General features: G+C 37.8%; 13 protein-coding genes. All 13 read right to left on the reverse strand.

Going from position 1 to position 13,741, the window contains the following annotated elements:
* Window positions 1-206 precede the first annotated feature (206 nt).
* The gene (locus JMX13_RS12810; RefSeq protein WP_201613133.1) at window positions 207-1,160 is read right to left on the reverse strand and encodes a polysaccharide deacetylase family protein; all 954 of its coding nucleotides are present in this window, start codon (window positions 1,158-1,160) and stop codon (window positions 207-209) included.
* A 171-nt stretch (window positions 1,161-1,331) separates the two neighbouring features.
* A complete protein-coding gene (asnB, locus tag JMX13_RS12815; RefSeq protein WP_201613134.1) occupies window positions 1,332-3,203 on the reverse strand; it encodes an asparagine synthase (glutamine-hydrolyzing) in 1,872 nt (623 codons plus the stop codon).
* Window positions 3,203-4,288 carry a glycosyltransferase gene (locus JMX13_RS12820; RefSeq protein WP_201613135.1) on the reverse strand — a complete coding sequence of 362 codons (1,086 nt, stop codon included), beginning with the start codon at window positions 4,286-4,288 and terminating at the stop codon, window positions 3,203-3,205. The genes asnB and JMX13_RS12820 overlap by 1 nt, the downstream gene beginning before the upstream one ends.
* Before the next feature lie 145 nt (window positions 4,289-4,433).
* Complete coding sequence (locus tag JMX13_RS12825; protein ID WP_201613136.1) at window positions 4,434-5,333, reverse strand: glycosyltransferase family 52; 900 nt, start codon at window positions 5,331-5,333, stop codon at window positions 4,434-4,436.
* A gap of 55 nt (window positions 5,334-5,388) precedes the next feature.
* A complete protein-coding gene (gene pseI, locus JMX13_RS12830) occupies window positions 5,389-6,450 on the reverse strand; it encodes a pseudaminic acid synthase (RefSeq protein WP_201613137.1) in 1,062 nt (353 codons plus the stop codon).
* Window positions 6,440-7,087, reverse strand: a complete 648-nt coding sequence (locus JMX13_RS12835) for a formyltransferase family protein (protein ID WP_201613139.1) — start codon at window positions 7,085-7,087, stop codon at window positions 6,440-6,442. Before JMX13_RS12835 ends, pseI begins: the two co-directional genes overlap by 11 nt.
* 16 nt (window positions 7,088-7,103) lie before the next feature.
* Window positions 7,104-8,210 (reverse strand): UDP-2,4-diacetamido-2,4,6-trideoxy-beta-L-altropyranose hydrolase, encoded by a 1,107-nt coding sequence (gene pseG / locus JMX13_RS12840; protein ID WP_201613141.1) that lies wholly within the window; start codon window positions 8,208-8,210, stop codon window positions 7,104-7,106.
* Window positions 8,207-8,911: a cytidylyltransferase domain-containing protein gene (locus JMX13_RS12845; protein WP_201613143.1), complete on the reverse strand. Its 705-nt coding sequence runs from the start codon at window positions 8,909-8,911 to the stop codon at window positions 8,207-8,209. The genes pseG and JMX13_RS12845 overlap by 4 nt, the downstream gene beginning before the upstream one ends.
* Entirely contained in the window at window positions 8,905-9,660 is a 756-nt protein-coding gene (locus tag JMX13_RS12850) for an SDR family oxidoreductase (RefSeq protein ID WP_201613145.1), read from the reverse strand. Before JMX13_RS12850 ends, JMX13_RS12845 begins: the two co-directional genes overlap by 7 nt.
* Window positions 9,657-10,556: a Gfo/Idh/MocA family oxidoreductase gene (locus JMX13_RS12855; protein WP_201613147.1), complete on the reverse strand. Its 900-nt coding sequence runs from the start codon at window positions 10,554-10,556 to the stop codon at window positions 9,657-9,659. The genes JMX13_RS12850 and JMX13_RS12855 overlap by 4 nt, the downstream gene beginning before the upstream one ends.
* Window positions 10,553-11,437 (reverse strand): aldo/keto reductase, encoded by an 885-nt coding sequence (locus tag JMX13_RS12860; RefSeq protein WP_201613149.1) that lies wholly within the window; start codon window positions 11,435-11,437, stop codon window positions 10,553-10,555. Before JMX13_RS12860 ends, JMX13_RS12855 begins: the two co-directional genes overlap by 4 nt.
* Window positions 11,434-12,600, reverse strand: coding sequence for a UDP-4-amino-4,6-dideoxy-N-acetyl-beta-L-altrosamine transaminase (pseC, locus tag JMX13_RS12865; protein WP_201613150.1), 1,167 nt, complete (start codon window positions 12,598-12,600; stop codon window positions 11,434-11,436). The genes JMX13_RS12860 and pseC overlap by 4 nt, the downstream gene beginning before the upstream one ends.
* Window positions 12,601-13,599, reverse strand: a complete 999-nt coding sequence (gene pseB, locus JMX13_RS12870; RefSeq protein WP_201613151.1) for a UDP-N-acetylglucosamine 4,6-dehydratase (inverting) — start codon at window positions 13,597-13,599, stop codon at window positions 12,601-12,603.
* Window positions 13,600-13,741 lie beyond the last annotated feature (142 nt).

Here is a 13,741-nt window from a genome sequence, read left to right on the forward strand (position 1 = left end):
GCTGAATAAGTCATAATCTTTTTACTTTTCGCTTATTTTAAAGCTACCGTACCACTTTTATAAAAGATCTACTATAGATACTCCGTCATATTTTAGAGGTATGTAAAGCTAGCTATATTATGGTAATAAACACATAACGATAAAATTACACTAAAACCTTTCTCTTATAATAAATTTATAAAAAAACTATAGCTTTAACATAACTTCTATATTAATAGAGCTTTTCTACCAAATGATTTATACTTTGCCTCTTCCATACTACTGACATCAAATGTAAATCTATTAAAAACACCGCTAGTACCATCACTATACTTATCACCTACCAATAAAACATTCCGGAAACCGTATTCTTTAGCGAGGACTATCTGCTCAGCTGTGGCACTGCCATTTGGGAAACAATAAATATCGCAATCAAGTTGCAGGCTTTCTAAAAAATATTCTTTACATTTTTTCAGATCATTTAAAAAATATTCTTCATTTTGATTTTCCATTGATAAATGTTCAAAGGAGTGAGCGCCAATTTCATGTATTGGAGATATCTGCATGATATCTTTTTTCGTCATTACTGAAGCACAAAGGAACTCTGGATAGTTTAGTAGAAATCTTAGTAGCTCAGCCCTGCAAGGTATAAATTCAGCTTCAGGAAGGTATTTAATAAAAAAAGATGCTTTTATGCCTAATTTATCACGATTAATAATAGCAGTATCTATCTCTAGAGGTATTTTTTTTAGAAGTTCAGCAGGCGCTTTTCCAATAAAGTCTTGTAGCAAGACATTTACAGGTGGTAAGCCAGTTTCGATACAGTAAGGAATTATATTTTGATTGACTCGAACATTATGCTTTTCTAATATGGGTACCGCATAATCTATAAAATCTTTGTAGCCATCATCAAATGATAATATTAATTTTGGTTTGTGTGTTTTTATTCTTTCAAAATTACCAAATAAACAGATATGAAATTCTTTCGTCAAATAACCAAGTAACTTATCAAAAAATAATGGACATATTGCCTTATACGCACTACCTGTGTCAGGCGACACTCTATGCAAGTTAAGAACTGTCACTACATTATTTTTAACCAACTTCTCCCTTCTAGACTCTAATCTAGATTTTTCTGCTAGCATAAAAAACATAATTCTTTTCAAAAATTGACTTTCCATCAACCCACCTTTCCCTTTAATTACATCCCATCAAGATAAATATAATTAAAAACCAACCCATAGTTTATACGAATTTAAAGAACCTGATTTTTTAAGTTCGATTAAGGGCATAAAGCAATAATACAAAAACGAAATAATCATATCGATACCTTTATCATCACTTGATAAAAACTATTTATTACATTCAACAAAATTTATATTTTCTGAAAGCCACATTTGGAACATTAGTAAAACCCAAACCTTGTTATCATCGTTTTTTTTCGCATAAAATGCTTCTAATAATTTTGATACATAATCATAGTCAAATATATTATATTTTTTTATTAACTCTTCACCCAAGTATTGGTCTACAAGATACTTAAGATCTTCTCGGAGCCAATCATTTATTGGTATACCAAAACCTTGTTTCTTCCTAAGAAATAGCTCTTCAGGAATATAATGACCTAGAATACTTTTTAATATCTCTTTATTTTTTTTATAAGAAACTTGTAAGCTTGCAGCAAATTCAATTATCTTATGGTCAAGTAAGGGTTCTCGTCCTTCTAAAGACGCACTCATTGTCGACCTATCTATTTTAACCATTAAATCATCAGGTAAATAACCCTTGAAATCTGAAATCATCATTTTTTCTAAGTTCGATGTAGTAGCAGGCATATCTTTAGAGAAAAAATAACCTTCTCTTATCAAACCCTTAATCTCATCTTTTGAAAATACAGAATTTGCAACTTTGAAAGTATTCACGATATCATCATGATCTAGCATATTTTTAAATTTTATGACTTTATTGTACAATTTTCCATTAAATTTATTTTGTATAAAAATAGGAACAGGGAATATATTAGATATTTTTCTTAATGTTTTTCTAAATGGAATTTTAGATAGCAATTTAAACCTTTTTTCCATGAGCACGTAGCCTGGGTACCCACAGAATAATTCGTCACCACCATCACCAGAGAGCACAACTGACACTTGTTTTTTTGCAAGTTCAGAAACTAAAACAGTTGGTATAGCAGAGCTATCTGCAAATGGCTCATCGAATATCTTTGGTAACCTCGTTATAATTGCTAAAGCGTCTTCTTTATTACAAATAAGCTCGGTATGGTTTGTACCTAAGTATTTAGCTATTTCTTTGGCATAGTTAGATTCGTCGTACTTCTTATCCTCAAACCCAATAGTAAAAGTATTGATAGGTATTTTGCTATATTTTTGGACGATTGCTGCTACTAAAGAGCTATCTATGCCACCGCTAAGGAAAACACCTACAGGAACATCTGCTATCATACGGAGATTGAAAGCTTCAATGATAGTAGCTTCTAACTCTTCTACAATATCTTCTCTTGCAACTTGATTCTCATAAAAATCATTAATATTCCAGTAGCACTCTTTTACCAAAATCTTTGATTCAATATTATATTTTAAATAATATCCAGGAAGTAGTTTTTGGACAGTTTTAAATATAGTTTTTGGAGCATGAATATACCCAAACTGCAGATAAGAAGATACCGCTTCGAAATCTATCTCTTTATTGAAATCGGGATAGTTCAGAAGAGGTCTTAATTCACTTGAAAATATTAATGCATTATCTGTTTGAGAGTAATATAGAGGTTTTACACCTGCACGATCTCGGAAAATTATAATTTCTTGTTGTTCAGAATCGTAAATTGCAAAGGCAAACATACCTCTAAATCGTTCTACACAATCTATTCCCCAAAAATGATAAGATTTTAAAATTACTTCTGTGTCACTATTTGAGTCAAACAAATAACCTTCTGATATTAAGTCCTGCTGTATATCCTTGAAGTTATAAACCTCTCCGTTGTATATAATAGCTAGGTGCTCATAGAGCATAGGCTGATGACCATTAGAACTGATGTCTATTATTGATAGCCTTCTATGACCTAGAAATATAGAGCATGAATCTAAAGAAAAAACCTCTACACCTTCATCATCTGGGCCACGGTGTTTCAAGCTATTTAACATCTCATTAAATAAACTCGCATTTATACTTTTTTTATAATCTACTATTCCTAATAATCCACACATTATTTAATAGCTCCAATATATTGTTTCGCAATTTTATCCACTGAAAAATCAGCTGCACGACCTTTTAAAGCATTTATATTATGTTGATCATTAAGGGATTTATACATAGCATTGGCTAAGGCATTAATATCACCAACTAGCACTAACCTTCCATACCGCTCGTTTTCAAGAATTTCTCTTGGTCCTGACTGACAGTCGGTAGAAACCACCGGTGTACCAACACTCAGGGCTTCAATCAATACATTGCCAAAGCCTTCGCAGTTAGATGAAAGGACTAATAAGTCAGATGAAGCCATCCATGCAGAAGGGTTTCTACTAAAGCCTGCAAAGTTAACCCGTTCAGCTATATCTAACTTTACGGCTAGCGCTTTTAGATCAGCTAATAAATCTCCTTGCCCCAATATCGTTAGACAAGCATCTTCTTTTTTAAGAAGCAGGGAAAATGCTTCTAGTAGCGATGGGTAGTCTTTTTCCTTTTTTAAAGCCCCAACAGCGATTATTTTTTTACCTTTATAATTTTTCCAATTCCTAAAGCCTTCCTCTTTTGGGCAAAGATCTGTATTGATTTCTACAGGATTAGATATAACGGTAATACTTTTACGTCTTAGCCCACCCATTCCGCACAAATCATCAGCAACACCATCAGATACTGCAACTATCGCGTCAGCAAAAGGATAAACCAAACTTAAACTATATTTAAAAAACCAGCGCGTTGATCTTTTTTTCATCAAAGGAGATTGAGAAAAGGTAGTATGATCTGAGACTACAACCGAGCCAGATAGTTTCGCTGATTTGAATGCAACAACTGCCAATAAAGTCAAAGGCCACATCGATGCTAATACCACATCCGGCTTTTCACTTTTAAAATATTTTAATAAGGGCTTAAACACATAACGTATGCGATCTGCTTTCAAGTCTACGATTCGAATTTGGCTGTTTAGCTCTAATAAGAATTCTCCCTGAGCTTTACTCAAGACCATATCAACTTTAAAACCTTGTTTGATAAACTCGTTAGCTAGCAAAAGAGCTACCTTTTCTGCTCCGCCACACCGAAGATCGGGTAAAAAAAACGCAATTTTTTTCATTATTATTTAGCCTTTTTTAAGCAGATTGTTGTCTAACAAAAAATATTATATGTTTTCCTTCGTAGTCATAGAAATACTTCCTATAACTCGTATAATCTTACTTATTAAAACAGCTTATAAAAAACTGCTTTTTTAATGCCATTAATTAAACTTCAGAAAGCAAGTCAATAAATCTGATATGCTCATTAGCTTTTAAGGAATAAGAGACGGTTGTGTCAATATGGTATACGGTTAATTCGTTATTATTAGCACTCTGTATATACTTTAGTACTGCTTCTGCAGGACTATGCAATTTAACTGCTTTTGTATTTTCAAACCAACTCTCTTCCCGCGGATGCATGATATACAACCCTACATCATCAATGATTTTCATTACGTTTTTTTTAAGCTTTACTTGCTGCCTAATGCTGAAATCTTGAAACGCGGTTCCTAATAAAATAGTATTAGTATTCATTGGCAATTTATCTAAATCCCTGCTATCTAACAGTTCACTCCAATCCCAATCAAGATTGACTACCCTATCTTTTTCTACGATATTATCTAAATCAGAGAAAACGGTATAATGACGCTTGGTTTTATCTCTTAAATACTTAGCTCCCCCATTAGGGAAAACTATTTTAGAAATAAATCCTTTTACTCCTTTTCTAGCGAGAGCGTTCTCATTAAAATACGCTGAAGACTTAATCACATTGTATGAGCCATCGTCGAATGTATTAATCTCTAAACTAGGAAAAAATATATTTGAAAGTGCGAAAGGATAGCTATCAATTACGGCTAAAAAAATCTTACCGTTGGTTATAAGTGCCATTAACTGTGATACGGTAAACTTTAAAAAATTGACTGAAATTCTACTACTGCAAAATACACTTATAGTAAAAAAAGCATTTTTCCTGATTTTTTTATAAGTATTATAATATTCAGAGTCATCTTCATATTTATTATCCAGATAACAAAATACTAAGATATATTTACTTATATTCTCTACATTTATTATCTTTTCAACAATTAAAGACTGTAGTCTAGTTCTTACGATAAACACATCCATCTTATACACTCCATTATATTTAATCGTTCGACCGTCCTACCTATATTCTTACAATCTATTCAAACAATCCTTCTACGATATCGCTAGTAAGAGCAGTGCTGGCATTGACGTTCCGTGTTACCTTTTTACCTATCACTTCATGCAGATATTTTGGCGCTAATCCAAATCCAGGACGCACACTGCGTACAGAGTCTTCAGCTATGGTATCGCCTTCTGCCATATCTTTTACAAAATATAATGAGCGCCGAAACTTGATATTATTTTTTTCGCTGGCTTTTCGACTGTAATCTACCTGTCCAAGCGCTTGCCACGCTGTCTTAGTATCGCGACATAGCGCAATCAGATCTGCAGGCTCTAATGAAAAGCTGTCATCAGGTCCGCCACCATTACGATCAAGGGTGAAGTGCTTCTCGATGATAGAGGCTCCAAGGGCGACACTTGTGATTGCGGTGGTGTTATCAAGAGTGTGATCTGACAAACCTATCACTAGCCCAAAGCGCTCTATCATATCTGCAAGAGTACGTAGGTTATAATCGGCAGCAGGCGCTGGGTAACCACTGACACAGTGCAAAATAGCAAGCTCCTTACAGCCGCCTACACGTGCAGCATTTATCGCTTCTTCTATCTCTTCGGCACTGGCCATACCAGTAGATATAATCATCGGCTTGCCAGTGCTAGCAACGTACTTAATCAATGCTAAATCAACGGCCTCAAAAGATGCTACTTTGTATGCAGGTGCTCCTAGATCCTCGAGTAGGTCTACAGCAGTGCTGTCAAAAGGAGAGCTAAATATCGTAATACCTAACTGACGAGCATGATCGAACAGCGGCTTATGCCAGTCCCAAGGAGTATGAGCCCAATCATACAAATCATATAAAGTACGTCCAGCCCATAAACCATCTGAAATTTGAAAATCCGGCAATTCTGACTTTAAAGTAATCGTGTCAGGTCTGTACGTTTGCATTTTAATGGCGTCAGCACCGGCGCGTTTGGCCTCTTCTATAATACGCAGAGCTATATTAAGTTGGCCATTATGGTTTGCCGACATCTCAGCAATGATATAAGGAGCTTGATTACGACCTATGATGCGACCATCAATATGAATGTTATTTGTCATTTACCTTCTCCAGAATAAGCTTATATCTCTCTCCATAAAGCTCTATATATGCGGGGAAACGATTAGGATCACAGACTCGAATTTTATCAAATTGGCTCTCAATACTTTTATAGGGATCAATTTCACTATCATTTGGTGTCCGCTTTGGATAATACGTCGGTTCTATATCTGGGGCTTGTGACTTAGCTGAAACACTCTTGAAATTGCCAACCGCAAAATCTATTAACTCAATTTCTTTTTCAAATAACTGAGCATTAATTTCATTCCATAGTGCATGCTTGGGTACTTGAAAATTTAATTTTTTCCATATTTTGCCACTATCAATCTTATTATTAGCTTCTAACAGTGTTAAAGTCAGCTCCTCCTTTCCTTCTAAAATGCTCCATATATGAGGGCTCCATCCCCTACCTTTAGGTAAGTCACTGGCATGAATTACTAGGCAGTTAATATAAGCCATGCGATCTTGGCTATTTATAATCTCTGTACAAGAAATGAGAAATAATATGTCACCTCCGGACAGATCCTTTTTCTGACGCACCAGCTCTATCTCATGTTTGCTATTGTTCTTTTTTATCCATGCATATAGATAGTCGTTGACGGGGTGTCTAGGGTCATTACATAAGAAGCTGATTTTCATAACATTTCCTTTAGAGCTATCGGAGTAAAACTTTAGATAGCCGTGTTACTCCTAGCCCATCAGTAACCGCACTAGCTACCCTACTCATTGCTCTCATTTTAGGCACGGCTGAAGCTATACATTGTTCAAGTGCTAATGGCTCAGCTTCCAGCTTATTTATATTAAAGGTCAGTGCGGCTCCCACATCTTCTAATACGTTAGCAATATCCCGTTGGTTCTCTGCCAAAACCAACATAATGGTCGGCAGTCCCAAGCAGCACCTCTCCCATGATGTTGACCCTGCAGCGCCGATCGCCAAATCACTATTGGCCATTATCTCAGCCATATTATTTACTCCTACCTTTACTACCGTACGCCACTGCATTATTGTGGCTTGTTGTCTTACTGCTTCAATCCATGGTGAGGTCGAACCCATAACGATGGTAATTGAACAGTGATCAGGTAAAGATTTCGTTTGTAGTCCTTTCAGGATTTTGGTTGTAATATTATCCTTATCAACCCCACCTAAATTAATCAAAATACTTGCCAATTTATTATGCTGACGCCGCTCTAAGCTGCAGCTTCGCCACTCTGCAAATTCAGGCCTGAGTAATGCATAGTTAGATCCACATAGTAATTCACAATCTTCATTAACATAGGCCGCATAGTCTTGCGGATCACGACCAAAGTTTTGGTCAAGTAAAACGTCGCAATTATGCTTCCGATCTGCCAGATCATCGATGACCATTATCTTTTTGCAATAGGGTTGCAGTCCTTTTTCCCAAATCTCATCTAGTGCATAGTGATCAACAATTAACCAATCAGGTTGTAAGGTTTTTACTATCGAGAGGCTTAGCTCCGCATCTCTGTATTGTGTACTAGCCAGCCAATCAGCATGAGAAAGTGCAGTCTTATTGTTCGTTTCAATATACAAGTCATTTTCTAAAGGAAGTGCATACACTTTATATCCCTGCTGCTGAATTTCCTCAATCAAATTCCCGTGGTGTCTACGGCATATAAAAATACATTCAGCTCCTTGCCTAGATAGCTCATCAGCTAAAGTCAAGCAGCGCATCACGTGACCAGACCCTATCTGAATGGAAGCATCACAGCGAAAGACAATCTTGTACTTTTTTGCTGTCATTGAGAGTAACCACTGGCTACGACTAATGCATTTGCAATTTTTAAGTCCTCGTAGTTGTCTATGTCCATGGCACTTTTTAACGATATAGGCTCAAACGTATGATCTGGTGAGTAGAACGTTTTATGGGTTACCAGTGCTTTCACTGTAGATATCCAAATCGAACCCGTTGGACAATAAAGTTTTGGTAAGTCTTGCGAACGCTGATTCAACGTTTCATAAAAAATCTGAGTGGGTCTGCCTACATCATCAATCGTTGCCGCCCACCATGGGTTCATCCATCCATATTCAAAGCAGCTAATTTGAGCGGTGCGCTTCTTTGCTTCAAATGTAGCAACTAGCAACTGGATATCCGCACTAGTTCGTAATGGACAATTAGCCATCAATTGGACCACCACATTATATTCTTCGTTCCAATACTCCATAGCCTGCTGTAAAGCAAATGTTGTAGCCTCGCTTACTGTGGAATAATCATCAGCGCAATCAGTACGTAGAAAAGGCACTTCCGCACCAGCGTTTATTGCCACCTCAGCTATCGTTGAATCATCGGTAGATACCAAGATGCGATCAAACAATCTAGATTCTTTCGCCGCTTTAATCGTCCATGCAATCATCGGCAGACCATTAAAATCGGTTATGTTTTTTTTCGGGATTCGCTTCGACCCGCCGCGAGCAGGAATAATAGCTATTCTACGTTTCACCATAATGTCCACCCGCCATCTGCCTGAATGGTTTGACCATTGATTGCTTTACAGTTTTCCGAAACTAGAAAATCTAGAGGCCCTATGATTTCAGACTCAGATAGCATACGACCACTTGGCGTAAGCTTTGCGTATCTAGCTTCAAAGCTATCATCAACACGTCCACTGACACCACCATAGGCAATACAATTAACCCTTATGTCGAAATCAGAAAAACGTACAGCCAACTCCTTTGTTAAATGTATCAATGCTGCTTTGGCAACACTGTATTGAATAGGCGATTGTCTTGGATAATCCTCATATAAAGCAGGGTTGGCAGCGACGACGCCGTACTGAGAACCAATATTAGTGATGGTGCTTAGCTCGTTTGGCTGAGTATTGAATAGTCCCATTGATAGCTCATAAGGCACGATGACATCCATCAAATACTCTGCTAAAAAATCCTCACGTCTCGTTTGACCTAATAAATCTGTCTTTAAAAACTCCAAACAGCGAGCACTATTGACCAAGTGATTAATGGTATAGCCAGAATCTTGAACGCGGTTAATGATGTCCTGTACTGCTTGCGGCTTAGTAAAATCAACTATTAGCGGGATCAAACGATAGTCATTGCCTACTTCTCTCATTAGCTCATCGGCATTGTCTTGAGAGGTCGTCGTAAATAACACCTGCCAGCCCTTAGTTGCAAAATGTTTGACAAATTGCCTGCCGAATTTACCTGTACCACCAGTAATCAAGATCGTCTCTTTCATTGGCAACCTCTTTCAAGCAACTGAACAACCCTTGTATTAAACGCTCTATCTGACATCACCTTCTTGTCTGAGATACCTTGTATAAAAGCTTGCAAAGCTGCTTTAAAAGCTGAGAATGAATCTGTAAATGTCAAGTCCTTGCAACCACTCGTACCAAATACTCTAATCGAGATTGGAGACTGTCCATTACCAAGCGCAAAAAAATTGGTTTGTATGCCACTTTCCCAGCGAACCATTAAGCTACCCGAGCCATCACTTCTATGAGAGGCAGGAGCAGTCATTTCGACTATCTCGTCACCCTCAGAGAGCATGTTCAGCACAGGCTCAATAATATGAACAGCATATTTAGACCATGATTTTGGAGTAAATGCAGTGATCTGTTTTATATGCTCTAAACTTTGCCTATCCGCCGTAGTTAGGGCTAACTGCTTGCTATATCTGAGCGCTGAACAAGTAAAAATCTGACCTGAATATTGCTCTAATGCATATAACCTATCTAAATCATTAATTGATAGTGCAATGGGTTTGTCTATATAAATAGGGATGCCTTGACGTAAGAATGGTTCGGCATACTGCAAATGATTATAGGCATCATCACGCGCCAACAGAACGGCATCTACTTGCCCAATCATATCTGTGTAACAAGTCACAACGTGCTCGATTTTTGCGGCTTTGGCAATGTGCCGAGAAAGCGCTATATCTTGCGTCCAAATAGCAGTAACTCGTGCCTCTTTGATTTGACTCGCAGGCCATTGTTGCTGCTCTAAATAACCTGGTATGACAGGATAGCCACATTTTTCCATTTCCACCGAATCATAACCATTAAAGATAGCGCTCCAAGAATAGGGGTGGCCGTTACCTTCAGATGAGCCGATTACTCCCAATTTTAATGTCATAGCTGCCACTTCGACGGATTAAGCAAACCTTCATCTACTGATTGCAAGACGTCAGGAATGTCAGTGATAGGAATATCAATTGCAGCAATTATTTGTTTCAGCTGCCAAATATCATCTACTCCGACTATGATTTTATCGATATCACTATGTTGGTTAAGATAGCTTAAGCAGGCCTGCAAAGGAGAAATGCTTTGTTGATTTAACCACTGATGGTACTGTTTAATTAATGGCGCCCATGGAGTAAAGTACACTGGCGTTTTTTCGCTTGGCATCAATAAAAGACCTTGTAAGAAAGCCGATCTAATATGGATAGTTACGCCTGTTTTCTTCAAATGTTTAAGCATTCCTGTATGCTCCATGCGCCTATCAAATATATTCATAGGCGCTTGAATAACATCAAAATCAAACCTTTTAATAAGCTCGGATAATTCATCAGGACCATAAACAGAAACTCCAATTTGGTCTACCATGCCCTGCTCTTTGAGTTTTAATATCGACTTATATATTGTCTCTCCGTTTGTCCCTAGCAACTGGGCTGGTCTATGTAATAATAAGTCGTTCAATTTGTCCGTTTTTAAACGCTTTAATGAAGACATCGTTTGTTCTAGCACCCATTTTTCTACGTTTAGACAATTGGATGGCACTGCCGGTAACTTACTGACTATCTCGAACTTCGCAAGGTTATGTAGACCTAAGACTTGTTCGCTGTCACCATAAGCAATGGCGGTATCGAGCATTGTTATGTTAAATGCGCTGGCTACTTTAAGTAATTGCTCAACCATGTCTCCTGGTACTTTATCTGCTATATTGGCTAGACCATATTTCAGTCCGAATTGCGCCGTTCCTAGCGCAAGCTTGTGACTGTGCGCTAGGATATTCATGATTCTTTACTCAATATGGTTTTCAGCGTCGTGCATACAGTGTCTTGTTGCCCTTCAGTCATCGCTGAAAACAGAGGGATACTGATTGCTTCGTTATAATACTGTTCCGCTTCAGGGAATTGACCCGATTCAAACCCTTGCTTTTGATAATAGGGCTGCATATGTACAGGGATATAATGTAGATTAACGAGAACCCCTGCCGCCCGCAGCGCGTTAAACACATCAAGATGGGTGGTATTAATTTGTTTTAATTGCAGACGAATGACGTATAAATGCCTGGCTGAATAACTGTCGGGGTGCTGCCAGGGCAAGGTAATTGGTAGATCGTGAAGTAGCTCGTCATAGCGAGACGCTAGCTCGTGACGCTTGATAACAAACTCTTCTAACCGTTGCATTTGTGATAGCCCAAGAGCGGCTTGCAACTCTGTCATTCGATAGTTAAAGCCCAATGCAATTTGCTGATAATACCAAGGGCCATCCATATCTTGCGTCATCAACTCTTCATCACGGGTAATCCCATGGCTGCGGAGTAAATACATTTTTTCTGCTAGATCTGCCCTATTGGTTACGGCTGCGCCACCTTCAGCGCTGGTGACTATCTTGACCGGATGAAAACTAAATATAGTGATATCGCTATAGCGGCTATTACCGATGGCTGCATCTTGATATTTACCACCAATCGCATGTGAGGCATCTTCAATAATTTTGAAACTATATTTTTTAGCCAACTCATGGATCGCTTGCATATCACATGATTGACCACTGAAATGCACAGGGATCACTATTTTGGGTAGTTTTCCTACCTTTTCCGCTGCAATAAGCTTTTTCTCTAATTGCTTCGCGCAAAGATTATAAGTACGAGGGTCGATATCAACAAAATCAACTTTGGCACCGCAATACAGAGCACAATTTGCTGAAGCGACAAAAGTATTAGGTGTTGTCCAAAGCCAATCGTCATTGCCTAACCCTAAAGCCAAACAAGCGATATGTAATGCCGATGTCGCACTATTAACAGCAACAGCATATTTGGCATCACATGCATCTATAACTGCCTGTTCAAATGCAGGAACTTGAGGGCCCTGAGTCAAAAAATCTGATTTAAGGACTTCAACAACAGCATTAATATCCTGCTGATTTATGTCTTGGCGGGCATAGGGAATCATTTATATACTCCCTATTTTTTCGTAGTTTATCTCAAGCGAATCTTGTAGATCGCCATCAGACATCCACTCTGAATTGCTGTCACTGGCGTACACGAAACCTTTAGATACCTTTTTGCCATCTTTGATTCGTTTTGGACATATTGCCCAGTTATGTATCAGCGGCAAAATTTTGAAATGCTCAGGATACTCATAGGTGTAACAAGCGTCTTCGCTACTAATCATTTGTTCATGCAGCTTCTCACCTGGACGAATACCTATAATTTCCTGCTTGGCTTCTGGTGCAACTACTCGGGCTAAATCTGTCATCCTCATAGAAGGTATTTTTTTGACGTAAATTTCGCCACCGATCATATCTTCGAATGCATGCCAAACTAACTTAACGCCATCTTCTAATGAAATCATAAAGCGGGTCATACGCTCGTCTGTAATCGGTAGCACACCTTTATCTTTAATAGACATAAAAAAAGTAATCACTGAGCCACGAGAACCCATGACATTACCATAACGTATCACTGAAAACTTAGTGCCATGCTCTCCAGAATAAGCGTTACCAGCTACGAACAATTTATCGGAAGCAAGTTTAGTAGCACCATAAAGATTAATCGGGCTACTGGCTTTATCGGTAGATAGCGCAACCACACCTTTAACGCCTTTATCGATACAGGCATCAATTAAGTTCATTGCACCATTAATATTGGTTTTTACGCATTCAAAGGGATTGTATTCAGCAATAGGTACAATTTTAGTAGGAGCAGCATGGACAACATAATCAACGCCGTCTAATGCACGATATAAGCGCTCTTTATCACGGACATTGCCGATGAAGAAGCGCACTCTATCGTCACCGACGAATTTTTTTGCCATTTCCCACTGCTTCATCTCATCACGTGAAAAGATGATGATTTTTTTAGGATTATATTTTGCTAAGGTCATGGGTAAAAAGGTATTACCAAATGAACCTGTGCCGCCAGTGATGAGAATAGTGCTATTAGTCAACATGTAAAATCCCTCTACCAGTTGCAACGCTACCAAATATTGTTCGATAATTTTTTCTGTAATAAACTTAACAAAACTATAACACACATTAATATGCAAAATTTTTTATTTTGCATATTAATGTGTGTTATAGTTTTGTTAAGTT

The sequence above is a fragment of the Psychrobacter immobilis genome, assembly GCF_904846285.1.
GTDB classification, from domain to species: Bacteria; Pseudomonadota; Gammaproteobacteria; order Pseudomonadales; family Moraxellaceae; genus Psychrobacter; species Psychrobacter immobilis_D.

Bases quoted from the DNA above. Each gene is read 5' to 3' on its own strand.
- JMX13_RS12835 (WP_201613139.1), bottom strand. From the start codon at position 7,087: ATGAAAATCAGCTTCTTATGTAATGACCCTAGACACCCCGTCAACGAC.
- pseC (WP_201613150.1), bottom strand. From the start codon at position 12,600: ATGATTCCCTATGCCCGCCAAGACATAAATCAGCAGGATATTAATGCT.
- JMX13_RS12845 (WP_201613143.1), bottom strand. From the start codon at position 8,911: ATGGTGAAACGTAGAATAGCTATTATTCCTGCTCGCGGCGGGTCGAAG.
- JMX13_RS12810 (WP_201613133.1), bottom strand. From the start codon at position 1,160: ATGGAAAGTCAATTTTTGAAAAGAATTATGTTTTTTATGCTAGCAGAA.
- JMX13_RS12860 (WP_201613149.1), bottom strand. From the start codon at position 11,437: ATGAATATCCTAGCGCACAGTCACAAGCTTGCGCTAGGAACGGCGCAA.
- JMX13_RS12850 (WP_201613145.1), bottom strand. From the start codon at position 9,660: ATGAAAGAGACGATCTTGATTACTGGTGGTACAGGTAAATTCGGCAGG.
- asnB (WP_201613134.1), bottom strand. From the start codon at position 3,203: ATGTGTGGATTATTAGGAATAGTAGATTATAAAAAAAGTATAAATGCG.
- JMX13_RS12825 (WP_201613136.1), bottom strand. From the start codon at position 5,333: ATGGATGTGTTTATCGTAAGAACTAGACTACAGTCTTTAATTGTTGAA.
- JMX13_RS12855 (WP_201613147.1), bottom strand. From the start codon at position 10,556: ATGACATTAAAATTGGGAGTAATCGGCTCATCTGAAGGTAACGGCCAC.
- JMX13_RS12820 (WP_201613135.1), bottom strand. From the start codon at position 4,288: ATGAAAAAAATTGCGTTTTTTTTACCCGATCTTCGGTGTGGCGGAGCA.
- pseI (WP_201613137.1), bottom strand. From the start codon at position 6,450: ATGACAAATAACATTCATATTGATGGTCGCATCATAGGTCGTAATCAA.
- pseG (WP_201613141.1), bottom strand. From the start codon at position 8,210: ATGACAGCAAAAAAGTACAAGATTGTCTTTCGCTGTGATGCTTCCATT.
- pseB (WP_201613151.1), bottom strand. From the start codon at position 13,599: ATGTTGACTAATAGCACTATTCTCATCACTGGCGGCACAGGTTCATTT.